Source organism: Vibrio splendidus (assembly GCF_024347615.1).
Taxonomy (GTDB): Bacteria; Pseudomonadota; Gammaproteobacteria; order Enterobacterales; family Vibrionaceae; genus Vibrio; species Vibrio splendidus.
Window position 1 is genome coordinate 2,465,027 of the sequence record NZ_AP025508.1, and the last position, 17,008, is coordinate 2,482,034.

16 protein-coding genes are annotated in these 17,008 nt (G+C 38.1%); 3 read left to right on the forward strand and 13 right to left on the reverse strand.

From position 1 onward, the window contains the following. Positions 1-154 precede the first annotated feature (154 nt). Entirely contained in the window at positions 155-814 is a 660-nt protein-coding gene (gene elbB, locus OCU90_RS10980) for an isoprenoid biosynthesis glyoxalase ElbB (RefSeq protein WP_061021665.1), read from the reverse strand. A 117-nt stretch (positions 815-931) separates the two neighbouring features. Between elbB and OCU90_RS10985 the strand changes: the two genes are divergently transcribed. Beyond that, positions 932-1,570 (forward strand): hypothetical protein, encoded by a 639-nt coding sequence (locus tag OCU90_RS10985; RefSeq protein ID WP_061021667.1) that lies wholly within the window; start codon positions 932-934, stop codon positions 1,568-1,570. Between the two features lie 191 nt (positions 1,571-1,761). Here OCU90_RS10985 and OCU90_RS10990 read toward each other — a convergent pair whose 3' ends face one another. Genes OCU90_RS10990 through OCU90_RS11005 form a run of 4 tightly spaced genes read right to left on the reverse strand, consistent with a single transcriptional unit; the run spans position 1,762 to position 9,078 of the window. Then, entirely contained in the window at positions 1,762-4,989 is a 3,228-nt protein-coding gene (locus OCU90_RS10990) for a type I restriction endonuclease subunit R (RefSeq protein WP_061021668.1), read from the reverse strand. A 29-nt stretch (positions 4,990-5,018) separates the two neighbouring features. After that, entirely contained in the window at positions 5,019-5,723 is a 705-nt protein-coding gene (locus tag OCU90_RS10995) for a hypothetical protein (protein WP_061021670.1), read from the reverse strand. Positions 5,724-5,728: 5 nt separating this feature from the next. After that, a complete protein-coding gene (locus OCU90_RS11000; RefSeq protein ID WP_061021671.1) occupies positions 5,729-7,036 on the reverse strand; it encodes a restriction endonuclease subunit S in 1,308 nt (435 codons plus the stop codon). Continuing rightward, complete coding sequence (locus tag OCU90_RS11005; RefSeq protein ID WP_061021674.1) at positions 7,036-9,078, reverse strand: type I restriction-modification system subunit M; 2,043 nt, start codon at positions 9,076-9,078, stop codon at positions 7,036-7,038. The genes OCU90_RS11000 and OCU90_RS11005 overlap by 1 nt, the downstream gene beginning before the upstream one ends. A gap of 181 nt (positions 9,079-9,259) precedes the next feature. Here OCU90_RS11005 and OCU90_RS11010 point away from each other — a divergent pair, with 181 nt between their 5' ends. Beyond that, positions 9,260-9,832: a DUF2913 family protein gene (locus tag OCU90_RS11010; protein WP_061021676.1), complete on the forward strand. Its 573-nt coding sequence runs from the start codon at positions 9,260-9,262 to the stop codon at positions 9,830-9,832. Here OCU90_RS11010 and OCU90_RS11015 read toward each other — a convergent pair whose 3' ends face one another. The 5 genes from OCU90_RS11015 to OCU90_RS11035 all read right to left on the reverse strand — a co-directional run bounded on the left by OCU90_RS11015 (position 9,833) and on the right by OCU90_RS11035 (position 12,781). Continuing rightward, positions 9,833-10,396, reverse strand: coding sequence for a hypothetical protein (locus OCU90_RS11015; RefSeq protein ID WP_240513383.1), 564 nt, complete (start codon positions 10,394-10,396; stop codon positions 9,833-9,835). A 201-nt stretch (positions 10,397-10,597) separates the two neighbouring features. Then, entirely contained in the window at positions 10,598-10,927 is a 330-nt protein-coding gene (locus OCU90_RS11020; protein WP_143700554.1) for a hypothetical protein, read from the reverse strand. A gap of 58 nt (positions 10,928-10,985) precedes the next feature. Further along, positions 10,986-11,741, reverse strand: coding sequence for a hypothetical protein (locus OCU90_RS11025; RefSeq protein WP_061021680.1), 756 nt, complete (start codon positions 11,739-11,741; stop codon positions 10,986-10,988). A 136-nt stretch (positions 11,742-11,877) separates the two neighbouring features. Then, entirely contained in the window at positions 11,878-12,186 is a 309-nt protein-coding gene (locus tag OCU90_RS11030) for a hypothetical protein (RefSeq protein WP_143700555.1), read from the reverse strand. A 337-nt stretch (positions 12,187-12,523) separates the two neighbouring features. Then, positions 12,524-12,781 (reverse strand): helix-turn-helix domain-containing protein, encoded by a 258-nt coding sequence (locus tag OCU90_RS11035; RefSeq protein ID WP_240513384.1) that lies wholly within the window; start codon positions 12,779-12,781, stop codon positions 12,524-12,526. A 577-nt stretch (positions 12,782-13,358) separates the two neighbouring features. Between OCU90_RS11035 and OCU90_RS11040 the strand changes: the two genes are divergently transcribed. Then, positions 13,359-14,321, forward strand: a complete 963-nt coding sequence (locus OCU90_RS11040) for a hypothetical protein (protein ID WP_061021686.1) — start codon at positions 13,359-13,361, stop codon at positions 14,319-14,321. A 9-nt stretch (positions 14,322-14,330) separates the two neighbouring features. Here OCU90_RS11040 and OCU90_RS11045 read toward each other — a convergent pair whose 3' ends face one another. The 3 genes from OCU90_RS11045 to OCU90_RS11055 form a co-directional block, all read right to left on the reverse strand. Beyond that, positions 14,331-14,978: a hypothetical protein gene (locus OCU90_RS11045; RefSeq protein WP_061021688.1), complete on the reverse strand. Its 648-nt coding sequence runs from the start codon at positions 14,976-14,978 to the stop codon at positions 14,331-14,333. Between the two features lie 122 nt (positions 14,979-15,100). Next, positions 15,101-15,580 carry a hypothetical protein gene (locus tag OCU90_RS11050; RefSeq protein ID WP_061021690.1) on the reverse strand — a complete coding sequence of 160 codons (480 nt, stop codon included), beginning with the start codon at positions 15,578-15,580 and terminating at the stop codon, positions 15,101-15,103. Between the two features lie 208 nt (positions 15,581-15,788). Further along, on the reverse strand, positions 15,789-17,003 hold the full coding sequence (locus tag OCU90_RS11055) for a S1 family peptidase (protein ID WP_061021691.1): 1,215 nt from the start codon (positions 17,001-17,003) through the stop codon (positions 15,789-15,791). Positions 17,004-17,008 lie beyond the last annotated feature (5 nt).

Below are 17,008 nucleotides of genomic sequence, written 5' to 3' on the forward strand. Positions count from 1 at the left end.
CAGATAAAGGCTTTTACCAAGAACAAACAGATTGTTTCACAAAAGACTTTAGAGGTCATTAAGTAAAATGACTTACCATCTTCCGCAGTTGTTCTGAATAACCGAACAACTGATTCCTTCACCAAATTACGGCTTCACTATCTTAAACTCTTTTTTAAATCCTATCAGATAGTTTCGAAATAGCATCATTGATGCCTACTTCTAACTCTTGCAGATTACTTGCAAGCATATAAGCAGAAGTTGTGATGATTTTCGAGGAATCATCAGCATGTGATGAAGTTACGTCAGTTACAACATGCTTATTAGTCGAAACACTCTCAATGGTACAACCAATCTCTTTATCATTTCCAATTGTGAGTTCTGCATTTGAGATAGCCTTTGCAAGAACCATCGGAGCTATGCACATACCAACAATGTATTTAGATTGTTGATTGAATGCCTTGATCAGACCAGAAACGTCTTCATTAACAGAGTAGTTTTCACCATCAAAAGCAAAAGTTGAAAGATTTTTTGCAGCACCGAAACCACCAATAAGCACTAATGCATCATAAGAATCAGCATTTAATTCACTCAATGCTTTTGTTGTGCCACGGCTCAAACGATTTGATTCGACCAAAACATTTCTTTGTTCATCAGAAACTTCACCTGTCATGTGATTAACCACATGAGCCTGTGCAATATCTGGGGCGTATGTTTCGTAATTCATACCATGTTTTTCTAATGACAAAAAAGTCAAGACAGCTTCGTGAATCTCAGTTCCATCAAAAACTCCAGAACCTGAAAGGATCACTGCTATATTTTTAGTCGTTTTCATATAATCTCCTTCGATTATCTACCATTCAAGATATTAAGGATGTATTATATGTTAACCATTCGTAAATTAAAATACACAAAACTGTAAGTCATAACTATTTATAAATACAATGAATATATGTACAAACTCCTAAAAAACATAAAAATATTAAGGCATTTGCAAAACAAACAATGCTGGGTGGGATTTTCAGAATCAATTGATTTCCTTTACAAAAATCACAAAGACATATCGCCAAAGGAGATTAAAAGTTTATATAAACACATTAAATTCGGAAAAGAACTTAACACAAAATACATTGAAACAGTTTATAAAAAACTTTGTCGAGAACTTCAAAATCTTGATGAAAAAGAATTGAAAAATAGAAATAAATTGGTTCGTTCTTTCGCGTCTTTAATTGAGTTGGAAAACAAATCACATGAAATTAACTCAATGCATTTCTTTGACTTCTATTATGAAATCAATGACAAACACCGAGTAAATATTAAAAAATCATTGCTAAACATTATTCTCGACGCAAGGCGGAATAAAAAGCAATCAATAAAAAAACAAGAGGATTTATTTAATATAACATTATTATTTTTAGAAAAAGAGGTAAGTATTTCTATAAGTGAAATTAGCTCTCTTTTATTAAATCTCGAAAACTTACAATGGAAAAATAAAGAAAACAAAATTTTAGATGCTGATATAAAAGTAATAAAATTATTCTTCAAAAGAATAAAAAACACTTTGCTTGAAGATAAAACGATTTTTAATTAAGATTTTTGGAGGTTAATCATTCTTAACCTCCCAAAAACCAACCTCACCACATCCATTAAAAAAACAATGAAAGTTAGACGCATTTATGATGCCGAGAACCAGATAGCAACTTTAAGCATAGTTTATCTACTGTTCCTCTATGTGTCACAAAAACTAAAGCAGAAACGTCTACAACGACAAATTTAACTAAACTACGCACCTTGTTGATTATCTTTGCCTAAGCCTTTCATCAACATATCAAACATCAATCCAGCAAAGTTCTTAGCCACAGCATCATTAGACAGGACTTTCATAGCCATTTGCTCGTGAACGCCCATACTCTCAATCACAGCTTCATTAATTGATTCAGGGAACTGACCTAACATAGCTTGTTCTTTTGTGTTGTTACGAAGCTGATCCATGACTACGTTATTTTCAGAGACTTTGCCCATAATTGTATTGGCATAGTTCAACATATCACTTTCCGTCAAACCGTCTTCAATAAACAAATCGTTCATTCGTTCGATAATTTCGTTAAGCAATTCAGTTTTTGGATCTTTCGGTGTTGCACCTGAACCTTCTTTTGTCGCTGGTAAGTAAGGAGTGGAATCTTCACCCACTTTATGACCTAACTGTAAATCAGCTTCTCGTTGCTCGTGCAAACGGTAATGCGTCATTACCACATCCGCTAAATCCACATCCTCTTGAACCAACTCTAAACGCAATAGAGGTGCAAGGTGTTTTGCAAACAACGCCAGCTTCTCTAAATCGAAATCACTAAAATCGACAATCTGTGAAATGAACTCGTAGTAGCGAACAAAAGAGACTAAATCTTTCTTAAACACTTCCAGAATATCTCTGGCTTCCTTAGCGTTTTTCACACTGTTTTGAGCAAACTTTATCGCTTTATCGTTCTTCTCAATCTTCGCCTTAGACAGATCCGCTTGTGCTGATTCTAAAACGTGTGTCGCTTCTTTGTAACGAAGCTCAAAGCGTGTTACGGGAGCCTTGCACAAGTTGGCTAACTTAGCTTGTTTGGCTTTTTTGCTGTTATAAGCTTCAACAAATGTTTCAACTTCAAACCACTGATAGATCCCTACCTTATTCAGCTTATCCATCAACTCATAGACGATATGAGGATCAGATACCCCTGCTAATTCAGCCGTTTGAAAATAGACTTTAAACTCTTCAAGAATATCGTCAGGCTCGTTAACAAAATCAAGGACAAACGTTCTATCTTTACCTTTACAAGTTCGGTTCAAACGAGAGAGGGTTTGAATACACTCAACGCCTTTTAGTGGCTTATCGACATACATAGCAACAAGCTTAGGTTGGTCAAAGCCTGTCTGGAATTTATTCGCAACCAACATCACTTGATAATCTGACGTATCAAATGCTTTTCGCATATCACGACCACGCAAATTCGGGTTCATGTTATTTTCTGTAAACGTCTGATCGGGTAATTCAGGATCATTCACATCACCAGAAAACGCCACCATCGCATTGACATTGTTATAGCCCTTACTTTGCACGTATTTTTCAAACGCCAGCTTATAGCGCACTGCTTCTAATCGGCTTGAAGTAACGACCATAGCCTTAGCTTCACCGCCTAACAGGTGTTTCACCTTACTATTGAAGTGTTCAATAATCACTTCAACTTTTTGAGCAATATTGTAAGGGTGCAAGCGAACCCACTTCGCCATTTTTGAAGCAGCTTTTTTACTATCAACTTCTTGGTCTGACGTTGGGTTTTCGTGTGCCAGTTGATAAGCGACACGATAACTGGTGTAGTTTTGTAGAACGTCTAAAATAAACCCTTCTTCAATTGCTTGACGCATAGAGTAAACGTGGAACGCTGAGGGCTTATTTGTATCACTAACAGGCTCAGATAAATCAGGTCTACGACCAAACAACTCTAAAGTTTTTGCCTTCGGTGTAGCGGTAAAAGCAAAGTAGCTGAGTTTGTTTGACCCTTTACGAGCTTCCAACGACAAACGCAGCATATCTTCACTGTCTAATTCAGCATCGTCTTCAAGTTCTTCTGCCATTAACACTTCACGCAATTTACGAGCGTTAGAGCTACTTTGTCCAGAGTGAGCTTCATCAGCAATAACAGCAAAACTACGACCCGCTAACGTTGCGTCTTCACGTATCGCTTCTAAGACGTGTGGAAAGGTTTGAATGGTCACAATAATGATGGATGTACCAGCCTTTAACTCTCCTGCTAATTGACTCGATTTAGAGCCTTGCGCTGCTTCACGATTAACACGAGCAATCATTCCTTCGTTATGATCGAACTGATAAATCGTATCTTGCAACTGACTATCAAGAACGGTTCTATCTGTGATAACGATAACGGAGTCAAAAACCTTATCACCAGCTTGTTTATCAAGCTCTGGATGTTCAGTGTAATAGTGTTTTGAAGCAAGTTGGTGTGAAAGCCAAGCAATAGAATTAGATTTACCTGATCCAGCACTGTGTTGAACCAGATACTTCTCACCCGTACCTTCCAGATCGACTGTGTTAATCAGTTTAGACACGACCGCCCATTGGTGATAGCGAGGGAAAATCATCGTTTCTTTGACTTTAATTGTCCCGTCTAACTCTTCAATCTCTTTACGTTCTAAATGAATGTAACGGCTTAAAATAAGCAGTAGATTGTCTTTCTGGAAAATCTCATTCCAAAGATAAGAAGTCGCATAAGAATCATCTTCTGGAATGTCATTGCCTTTGCCACCGTCCCACGTTCCTTGATCAAATGGTAGGAAGAATGTCTTTTCCCCCATCAAAAAAGTCGTCATAGCAACGTTGTACTGACTAACAGCAAAGTGAACCAATGCACCACGCTTAAAGGTTAATAATGGCTCTGCTTTCTTTGTGGCTGGATCTTTGGGCTGCCTGTCCTTCATGTATTGGACTTTGGCATTATCAATCGATTGTTTAAACTCTGATTTAAGTTCACAGGTAGCAACAGGAATACCATTCACGAACAGAGTTAAATCGATACGTCCGTCATAGCCGTTAGGCGAATAAATCAGCTCTGGCACAACACGTAAGATATTTTTCTGATATTGAGCCGTAGCATCAGGATTTAAGTCGTGATCAGGCTTGAATGTACAGAAGCGAAACTTAGCCCCACGATCCTTAACTTGATTACGCAATACCCACAACGTGCCTTTACTCTTTAAATCACGATCTAACGCTTTGAACATAGCATCACGAGTAGCGGTCGGATTACGGTCTGTATTTGGGGAGTGTTGCGCTAACTTTTCCCACTGCGTAGGTTGAGTGTTCCGAATGAATGCCTCAGCATCTTCTGTATAAAGAGCCAACTCACGATTGTATTTGTTCGATTGACCTAACAGCCAGCCGTTTGACTGCATTTGGTCAAGAATATCGTTTTGGAATTGAAGCTCTCTTGTTGTTTTTTCTTTACTCATTACCTAACCACTTTTCTGGTATAACTGGTTTAATTAAACCAGTTAAGAGTTGAGATATGTTTTAATATTCTGACTAAATGATTACTTAGTGGATAGCTTGCAATTGCACAAACACCAAGCATATAAGGCGTTACAATATCGAGGTTTTCTCGATATTGAGAAAAAGACGCTATTAATTCTTTGCACTCTAAGGCAAGAACCTTCAAGTAAGTTCTTAAACCAAACTGAGAGTAAATGTTGATATGCAAGGTTGTGTAATAGTGTTCATATTGAGTTCTGATATCCACTGTATGAGCTATATACCTGCGAAAGAACATCTTCCTCACATAGTTAGTGTTCCAACTTAAATCGTGAGGAAATCGGTCAAAATACTCTTCTGGTAGAGATTCAATTAAAATCCCTTTTTTATGTTCATAATCAGGTCCTACTTGCCTATCAAAAAAATCAAGGCTTAATAGCCTCGTTGACCATATACCGAAAAGTTGATCGTGATAAGGCTTTGCATAGTTGTGATATCTAATGATAAGAAAAGCAATCGATATACATAGAAATGCCCCTAAACCACTTTGATTAGTGAATGTAATTTTAAAGATGAATGTATTCGCTTCTTCAAGCTTTGCGCCAGTAAACGACAGAGCCAGAAGAGTTAGGGAAGCTAACGTTAGTAGCTTCCTCTTTGCCTTTAACCCTTCATCTGAATCTATGTTAGCGATTAACTCGTTTCTATCAGACATTAGTCTTACTTAGACTCCCAATCACGCACATCAATCTTTCCTGTTACTGCTGCTGAGATAAGGGCTACTTTGCGTTCTTTGAGTATTGTTACTTGCTTATCCGCTAAATAAGTAAGCTGTTCAATTCTTTCTTCTAAGTAATCAAGGAATTGTAAGATACTCTTTAGTTCTTCTTTTGGTGGAACTGGAATACTAACTCTTAAAAAACCTGGCTTTGGAATCCGCTTCCTCAAGCCTCTGTATAATGGTTTAAGGAGCTTTCTATCGTCCATAGCTTTGTAAAAATATTCTAAAAATCTTGCCATATTTGGGTTTGAACATTCGAATACAGTGTAGTCACCACTAATCATTCCAAGGTGATGAGATAGACCTACAGTTCGAGGAGTTTCCTCAACGTCAAATAGACAAAATACAAGATCGCCTTTTCTAACTTCCTGTGTCCTATCTAAGTGATCCGATTGTTTGCCTTCTCCACTTGATATGTTACGAACTAACACTCCTTTTTTTGTTAAAGATAGAAGCTGGTAATTTCGATAATTTTGACCAACTAAAACTCGCCTCATAGACATTACACTTCGATTGGGGACTTGTGACCAATGCTCTGGGGCTAAAGGAGTCCAACTAATTCCTGTTTCAACAAAACTAACGTCAGCGGTTAGACCTTTTGTTACGGTATGATAACGATTAGCAAGGAGTTTTTCTTTTAACAGCTCAATCAACTTTTCTTGTTTCGTGATTAAGGTGTCGATCTTGGCGGTTTCGTGATCGAGGAAGTTGGCGATTTTTTGTTGTTCATTTTGTGGGAATGAAGGAACCTTAATTTGTACTAAATCAGAAGCATTAATCGCTGGATAACTAACACCAACAGAACGAGCAACGACTTCTTTAATAAACCCTTTTGCTCGTAAACAATATGACGCAAAGCCCTTATCAAGCAAATGCTTTGGGCGAATAACTGCAAAGCCAGTAGATACAATCATGTTTTCTGGTGGGTTAGTTATTGGAGCGATAGCTTCAAGGTACGTTCTTACAGTTGATACAATTACATCACCATCACGAACAATTCTTCTTGCTCTTGACGGCGATTTTCCAAATATCACTTTTTCTGTCTTAGTAATTCCATTAACAGCCGAGACACTACCAATATCTACATACTCAATTTCATAATTAGCATCAGTTGATTCGTTTATCACTTCATCATTACATGAACAAATAAACTTCAATGGTTTTGAAGACCAATGCGTAGGAATTACACCTAACCAATCAACCCCAGACTCATTATACTCAGGGTATGCTTTATAACGACCTGTCATTATGAATGCACCTCGTTAAGTAGCTGCATAATCTCAGCCGATACCGCATCTAAATCTGCATCAATGGCTTCTAAGGCTCTTGGTAGCTCATAGACATAGAAATGACGGTTGAATGGGATTTCATAACCAACCACACCCACTTCACCGTCCAGTTCATCGGTTTTTTTAGTATCAACCCAAGCGTCAGGAACGTGCGGTAATACTTCACGAGCAAAGTAATCTTCAACGGTTTCCGTTAGTGGCACGTTTTCGTTATCACGTAAATCTGGGTTCGCTTCAATCTTACCTTTAACCTTACACACTTCTGCTTCATCATCGTGCTCACCTAAGTGCTTCACGATTAGCTTTTGCTGTGCTGCAGTAAGCTTTGAGCCGTTCAAATTAACGGTAAAGTCTTTTAAGAATGTATCACGAGATAACAGCTTCTCTTCTGTGAATAAAGCAAGGGCTTCTAATACGGCTTGTTGAAGTGCTTCACCCAATTTTGTCCACGCTTTATCCGCTTTAAGCGCTTCAATTCTCAATTCGTCTTTCGGGTAAATCGCAAGTTTAAGAGGACGTTCTACTGTAATTCTTCGGTAACCAAATTCTTTATAATCAAAAATCTTACTAAACGTATTTTCGGCAAATTGACCGTAGGTTTTTACAATCGTATCAATGCTCTCTTCGGTCAGCTCTTTACGCTTACTGCCTAACGATTTACGCATCGCAGAGTAAAATACGTCTTGATCATTCCCTTCAACTTCACCACCACCACTTCGACCACGACCGCCTTTTTTAGCACGTTCTTTTGAAGCATTGATTAGCTGAACTTTACCTTTACGATTAGCTGGCTTTTGGCTTGATAAGACCCACACATAAGTTGCAATACCAGTGTTGTAAAACATATCAGTTGGTAGAGCGACAATTGCTTCAAGCAAGTCATTTTCAAGAATGTAGCGTCTAATTTCACTTTCACCGCTACCTGCCCCACCTGTAAACAGTGGTGAGCCGTTCAAGATAATACCGATACGTGAACCACCTTCATGCTGAGGACGCATTTTGCTAACAAGGTGCATTAAGAAGAGTAACGAACCGTCAGATACTCGTGGTAAACCTGCACCAAAACGACCTTCAAATCCTTTATCTGTATGCTCATCGCTAATGAACTTTTGAATCTTCTTCCAATCCACACCAAACGGAGGGTTCGATAACATGTAATCAAACTTATCAGTGCGGAGTTGGTCATTAGACAAGGTATTACCCAGCTTAATGTTATCGACCTTCTGACCTTTGATTAGCATATCCGCTTTACAGATTGCGTATGACTCAGGGTTTAGCTCTTGACCAAAAGCCGATAAAGAAGCTTGATCATTCAATTCGTGTAGATATTCCATACCTGATGATAAGAAACCACCTGTACCAGCCGTAGGATCGTAAATTGAACGCACTAAGCCTGCTTGTGTAAGTGCTGCATCATCGTTCGTAAAAACTAATGACGTAGTTAGACGGACAATATCTCTTGGCGTGAAGTGCTCACCAGCCGTTTCATTTGAACTTTCAGCAAAGCGTCTGATCAATTCTTCAAACACCAAACCCATTCCGTAGTTGCTTATCTGTTCTGGTGATAATGGCGCATTCGCAAACTGTTTTGATACTTTGTAAAGGAGATCCGCTTCTTCCAATTTATCAATTGTATTGAAAAAATCGAAATGCTCAAAAATCTCACGAGCGTTAGGACTGAATGACTGAATATAACTTTCAAGGTTACTGGCAACGTTCGTTTCACCGAGACGACTCAGATCCATTTTTGAAGTGTTGTAAAAGCTCAGTTTTGCCGAGTGAGTCAAGATCTTGTCTTGCGCTTCAAAAGGCATTGCTTTCACTGCTTCATACTTGTCTAAAACATCAGATTTAGTCTCTTCAATCACGCACTCTAAACGTCTAAGAAGAGTGAAAGGTAAGATAATACGACCGTATTGAGACTGTTTGAAATCGCCACGCAGAAGGTCTGCCACTGACCACAGCAGCGCTGCCGTTGAAGAAAAGTTATTGTTCGTCATTATTATTCAGCTTTTTTCATAAAAAAATTGACCGAATCGTATCATATTTCGTTAAAAAATTACATGGGACAGTGTAAGTTGAGATGTGAGCAACACTCTGAATCATAGACAATTATGACTTAATCAATGCGGCTGCTACAATAGGATATAAATTGATAAAAACCACGCTGAACAAGGCACAATGAAAGATACTTCTTACCACCAACTTCTACAATCAACATTCGAAAACGCACTTCTACACCTTTATTTCAAGATAAATACTTCAAAGGTCTTTATAAAAGAAGAGCAGCGTAACAAAATCATCATCGACTTTTTAAAGCCGAAAGTGAAACTGGCTCAATACAGCAGTATCAAAAAAAAGCTCAAAACGGTTTGTTTAATGAAGAACAAGCTTGGTTCGATAGAGAAACACTTAGATAGCATTGTCAGTCAATATGTTTCGGTAGAGACTAACAATGATGTCGGTAAGCTTTACAGCGTGTTAGAGAGCTTTGAAAGCACTGGATTAGAAACAAAGCTAATCGAAGAGACACCGAAGACGGAATCTGATGTTGTGTATCTCGATAGGTCACACATCGAGCATTGCTTTTCTGATGATAACCGACAAGTTAGACCAATCTCTTTGTTCATAAAAACCGAAGATTTAAGTAAGTTTTTGAAATGTTTAACTGAGCAAAACTTCTTCCAATTTGAGTCATCCCAAAGCAATGAAGAGCTGAAAACTTACCATTATCAGCTTCAAGCTATAAACTGATCAGCATTGAACCCATTGTTTCTTATTTTCGGTAGTTCTTTTAATACGATTCGATGCAGAAAGAGCGTTAACAGCCCTTGTGAACGTTTGCCTTGCCAAACCTAACTCTTCTTGAAGTGTTGGGTCTAATGCTCTTGGTTTTACTAAGGCATTGAATAACTTCTCTTCTGGAGAATCCGAACATATGACGGCAACGGGTAAAGAGACGATTTTTGCCGCCTCTCGTGTTTTGACAATGTGAGTTTTCACACCGAATTGTTCACACTGAAACTCAAAGGCGGAGGTCAGATCCTGATCATTTGTATAAAGCTCAAACTCTGCCTTAGAGAGAGCTTTTGCATCATATAGGGTCAAATACTTGGTCAGTGCAGAAATGATATAGAAATCTGCCTGATTAGAGCCTGTGGGATAGTTGGAAAAGTGCTGGAACAATACCTTATCGCAATATTGCTCGATGTTAGGAGATTTGGAAAATACCAATACTTTGTCGGTCAAGGAAGGTAAGACCTGCTCTACAACCTTAAGTCCTACGTTTTCAGCATCCACAAACACAACTTTCATCATTCACCCTTCGTTTAACTCAATGTATTGCATTGTATAATAATACAAAATAATTACTCTCTCTTTTCCGCAATACCCCGCAAAAATCCCGCAATCATTTTTCCTTAAACGCAAAAAAGCCCTAAACAGGGCAATTCTCAAAGATAGGAGCACAATACTACCTATATTGTTGTTGTAAATTAGCCCCTTAAATCGGAGCTAATGTCAGTGTGATTTTAATCGAGAGAGTTGAGCGTTGATGTAGTCGTTACGTAGTTGCTGCGCTGTTCGATACCGATGGACAGATCCTATGGAGACGGTGCGGTGCTTTAATTGATTGATCACATGCTCTGTGAAAAGTGATGGACTGGTCAGGCGCTTTTCTATCAAAGCAAAGAAGCGTTGTTTGTCGGCAACGACAAGTCTTTCATAAGCCAGTAGTTGGTAAAGACACTGTTCGATAGGCTGATCCTGATTAGCTGTAACGTGTGTTTCAGCGTCAGGTAAACCAACCACTTCAATTGACCCATGCTCTTGATATTCTTCAAGTGACACACACACCACGCAAGGATGTGATCGTTGCCACTGTGCTAAAGATTCTTCATACGAAACATTACAACTGACCATAATACGCCTCATAATCTGAAACAGATCGTAAATCAACCTCTTGCTCTTGCTCTTGCTCTTGCTCTGAGTAAAGCTGAGAAAGGTGAATAGCGTAATCATCTAACTCAATCTGTTGAGTTGGCACGAAGCAATATTTTTGATACTCATAGCCTTGTGATTTAGCCGCTCGCTTAAGGCTTCTTACCGCATCTTTACGCTGTTTTTCTGTTTCACAGGCATACCCAAAAAAGTCGAATAAGAACGTTCGATTAAGTTTTACTTTCTGACCGTAAAACGCTTTAAAATTGCCCATCATCCACCCAATGATTGAACGATGTGGCTTCATCTTATCTAAATCGATGAAATAAGAGGAGGTTGTATGTTCGTCATTTATTACCGCTTTTTTTGGACATAGTGCAGCTCTGTCTACCGTGTAAGACACACCACTATTATCAACCGAAACCATTTCGATTAAAGGGTGGTTTAGCGACTCAACAATAGCCAGAATCACCTTTTTGCTTGTTTCGAAGTAACAACACAGATCAGACATTGAAAGACGACAAACCTTAATATCGTTTGTTTTATTTATGTGGTTCATCAGCTGATTATAATGCAGTAAATAAAACGCCACTTTTAACGCTTTAAAACTTAAGCTTGGCGGTAGAATCAGACGTTGATACTCGTTGAAATGAGTATAGATAAACTGGCGCTCTACGATTAAGATTTTATCTTTGTGATTATTTAGTGGTGTTTTAACTGACATAAGTTTCTCCTTTGATTATTGTCGTCAAGAACAAAAATCAAAGCGTAAAGCCTATCCCTGTGAGGGTGAGTGCAATCGTGGAGGTTATTTAGCGTAAATTAATTCAGTAAAGTTCTCTATTTGATTTTTATCCTTCTTATGTTTTTACATATTTAAAATATTTGTCAAGACGGTTTATCAAAAAAAGATCAAAACTGTCCACCCTATGCCGTTCGTCAATAATAGAAGGGCTGGAAGTAACCAACTGGTGAACCGTCCATTCAACACTGATAAGCCGTCCCCTTTTCCTGATAAACCGTCCGATAATACTGATAAGGTGTCCACCTCTTTTAATATCTTTAATATTATTTAATACATTTTTATTTTTAATATAAAGTCGCTGACCAGCCAGCCGACTTTCCCGTCCTTTAAAAAGAAGTAAAATGGTTAGTTCTATTTCGGTCAAGAAAGGAAGTGCCAACGAAAACAATTCTGCTCATCTTGTATTAAACTCACTGCGTTCGCCATTTCTGGGAAAAGCCTAAAGCCATTATCTAATTCATTACAGCATGCCATTGCTTTTACATTCAGAACGGACTCGAAGAGTCGAATAGCTTTGGATGTTAAAAAAATTGATGGATTTGGAGGGAAAGAACGGTTGTATAAGCTCAACAAGAGAGGAAGTATGTTTCAAGTATCGTTAATTGCGGTTTTTCGCCCGTATATCTGACTTGATAAGCCAATAGACCTTCACTCGAAGATCGGAGCAATACGGGCTAATTCTGGTATGTTAGGTGGATAAGTTAATCTAACCACTCTTTACGTTCATGAATTGCCTTGATTCGATCTCGAAAAGTCCCTCTATTTATCCCTAAAAGCCTTGCAGCTTTGGCTTGATTACCTCGAGTTTGAACAAGCATTTGCTCACACAATTCATTTTTAACGACAGTCATAACCCAAGACATATCTGGCATTGCACTTCTATCTTGGCGTGTAGGTTCAAGCTCTGCCTTGATGGACTCAATAATCAATTTCTTATCAAAAATGGTAAGGGTAGACACAATAACGCTCTGGTTGGTAGAAAGGGGCAAGGATTATCATAGATCATTGTTCGATTGTCCAACGGTCTGCCCAAGACAACTCAACTAAATATCACCTTAACCATCCACCTGTAAGACCATTGACCAATCACACCCTATGAGACTGGTGAGCTGTCAATACTCCCTACCACCTAAAAAGGAAGTATCCAAAACCGCTTAAATCACAGAATATTCAAATCAAAAGATCAAAAGCCATTGCAAGACAAGGGTTTATACTCCCACCACTGCGTGGGTGTATCGTATGAAACCTAATCAACTGTCCCAGTTGACTCCTTACCAGTCGTTTAATGAAGTGCTATTGCAATATCTCAAAAGTGCGATACAACAAAGAGGTAAGCATAGAAAAAGGAGATGCAATGCCGATACAAATCCAACACCAAAACCAACTGATGAACCGTCCTATCAGACGTTCAAACTCAGAAATAAATCATCAAACTACACCGCTAAAGTGGACAAACCACTCAATCACTTTCACTCCATCTTCAAAAAAAACGTTATCAAAATTGATAACTTTTCAAAACACGATTGGGGAGAATTAATGAGCAAAAAATTCTTTCATTACTCAACTTGTCAGGAGGTCGAACACTATCTATCAGAATTGACACAGCTATGCGGATTTAAGCACAAAACTCAGCTCATCAATGCGATATTCAATGGCGAAGCGTTAACGTTTCAGAACAGTGATTTACCCCTCTACAACAACCAATCAGCGTTGTTCGCAACGAACGCGCAGCAATTGCTGGATTTAGATGCAAAGCTAAGAACGTACCTTCCAGATAAAAGTCCGATTGAGTTTGGCATAAGTGAGTATCAGAGCATTGAAGAAAAAATCAGTGCAGCAGAACAACTTTCAGTAAGAAATAAGCAGTTCTTATCAACGTATCTGCATATTTTGCAAGAACTACTATTGGTGTTTGATTTTGAGATCGCCCAACCGCAGATCCAGCAATTAAGTGAATATGGTGAGTTTGTTAAGTCACATCAAGAAAAGGTAAAAGCACTGGCTCAATCAACCAGTGCGAAGTCGAAAAGACGCATAGCCATAAGCAATCCAGTGAGATTTGAAAAAGAAATGGCTCAGTTCACGACTAAGCCACTTAATAAGGCGCATGAAGAAGCGCTATCGGTCGTTAATATCGCAAAGTTGCAACTAAAAGACATCGCTCTTTCAGCACCAGTTAAAACAGCTTTACTGCAAGATTTTGACCGATTAAAGCAGAAGTTAACCGCAGCCCAAACGCCACCCTATCAACTCGATAAGCTGCTACTCCTGTTGAGAAAAACCAAGTTTCAGCAACTGACCATCACTGAACAGAATAAACAAACCATTGAAACAGTAACAAAAGCAATGAATGAATTAAACCAGCACATCAAAACTTGTCATCAAACTCAGAATGATGCTGGCTTAACCGTTAAAGTAAAAATGGTTGAGATCGTGGAGTTGGAAAAGCATCTAAAACACTGGATTGTCTACAACCACCGTTGTCTGACTGATAGATAAGGTTTCGGCTTAGAAGTCTCGTCCGCCTCGGAAGTCTGCAAAGAACACTTCACCATCATCTGTTAGATGGTATTCACGACCTGTATCAGCATGGAACATTCTGTATTCGTGCTTACCTTTCTTTTTAAACAGAATACGAACATAAATGAGATAGCTAATAACAATTATTGGGAGGTTGCCGAACGCGCCAATAGAAACTAATAGATTTTCTGCATTTTCGATTCCATATTGAGTTAGGTCTGCTGTGGAAAAGTTAGAAAAAGCAAAAAACGGAATAATTAACGCAGGAAGAGCACAAAGAGGGAGTAAGAAAATCATCCAAACAGGGCCGTCACCACGAAACAGGTTAGGTGCAAATTCTGAATAAAGGAATTTGACTAATGCTGAAAGTAAAAACGCAATGGAGAAGATGATAGGCACTTGCGCCAGAGGAGACATCATCTCTTTTACGCCAAGATCGCCATATCTTTCAAAGTTGATAAACTCAACTCCTTTTGCATCGACATAGGTATTAAACAAAGAATCATAAATAACCCATCCAGAGAAAATTAAGGGGATTGCGATGATAATTGTAGCAATTAAAAAATCACGAAGTTTTGAAAAGGAAGTGTTGTAAGGTATGTATAAAACATTGTCTTTAACATGTTTCTTGCCCATAGTATATACCTTTTAAATATTGTAATTAGTTTATTGATGGTTTTTAACAACGACACTATGAATATAAGTCGGCATTCAATTTTTCATCAGTTTATTTTTAGATATTATAATATGGAAAAACATTAAGTAAAAAGAATAAAAAAGAAAAGAATACCAAGGAATACACCACTTTTATAACCTTGATAAAAGCTTTGTCCTAAGAAATCAAAAAACAAACGGACTGAACCATGTTTGATTGCCATGCATAAACCAAAGAATGTAAACGTAACGCAAGTGTATAAAAAGGCACAAAAGGCTGCTTTAACGGCTGAACCAAAAACACTAAGATTGATGTTATCAAGATCGTGAAACATAGTGTATTGTAATTTCCCGACATCAGTATCTGGGAAATAGAAACGAATGATTGGGTATCCCAAGAACAAAGAAAGCCAAGACATTAATACAAATAAATTGTATGTTAGATAAAAATCGTAATTAATAAAATCATCACCTTTTTGTCTAATTCGAGTTTCAACTTTCAAAACAAAGCTGTTATCGTGCATTGAGTGACCAGTCTCATAAATACCATCACGAAAAGTTTTCATATCTTTGTACAAGCCCATCTTATATCACCTTTTTCTTCATCATTAACTTAAAAACATGCACATCTAAAATAAGAATAACTATCAGAAACGTATTAAATAATGCTCGTATTAAAGAAAAAGAGATTGTCAGGCAATCTCTTATTTATTCTTATTTTTTTAAAGCTTCATTTCGCTATATATCGTTAAATAATAGATTTTTAACCACCTAAAAGACACATAATCCTGTTTAGCCAAGCTTATTGTAGCGAGAATTGCTAATTTTGTGTCTAAACGCTAAAAGAACAAGACAAAACAATGAGAATAGACCAGTAGAGCCACCACTTGAACCACTGCCAGTGTTACCTCCGTTAGGTGGAGTTGGGATGCTTGGAGTTGGTTTTACAGTACCGTCACCCGTTGATTTACCATCATCAACAATGCTTGAATCAAAATCAAGAGCGTTGCCAATCATTTCACCATTTTCATCAGTGATAATATTAACAATCCAGTCTTTGTAGTAAAGAATGTCGGTGTATGAACTGTCAGATGCGAAATCGGTTTGACAGTTTATAGGAGCAGTTGAAACAACACCAATTTGGTATCGACCTTGGCTACCAAACTCTACGGTTAGAGGGCCGCCAGAATCGCCACTACATGCATTATTGCGAACAGTCTCAGAGTTCTCTTTAACAAAAGGCGTTCCAGTTGCACAAATTTTATCTGAGCCGTAGACAGTCGTTGTATCTACGCTACCATCTGGATTGTAAAGAACTTTTCCGTCTGAATCATAATTGATGATATCCCAAGAACTGCATCGATAAGCGCCACCATTAAGAGACGGTTTCAAAGATGTAAATTGCAAAAGATCGGACATTACATCATATTGAATTTCATCATTAAATCGAGCTTGTGCCTCAGTACCCATTCCAACAAGGTTAAACTCTGCCATTGCTTTCGTATCAGTCGCTAATTCATCCCAAAACAGTTGAGGATCATCGCCAAGAATACTTTGAACATTTTCAGTAATTGGTTTTACGAGTTCGAGAATTGCAATATCACCCTCGTCAAAATTTTCTTTCAAGAAGAAACGATCTGTTACTTCGTCAGGAATGACAGGAACAGTATCAACCGAATCAGGGTGGACATGAATCGTTTTAATACTTCGTAGCTCTTGAACGGCTGTTTTAGAATGTGTAAAGTTTTTAGTGATAACATAGAGGTTATCTGGATTGATACCGCTTTTAGCCTCATGGACACAGTGTGCGGCTGTTAAGATAAATCGGTCGTTTAATATTGAGGCTCCACAAGTGTGAGAGAATGAATCGCTATTGTCAAATTTGGTTACAATACGAGCATAATATTGGTGATCGGATTGAACAGCGTCTTCGCCATGAACAATAGCCATAGTGGGCATTGCAATAAGGGAAGCGACAGTCAGCGTAAGCAAGTTTAGTTTTTTCATTTTTT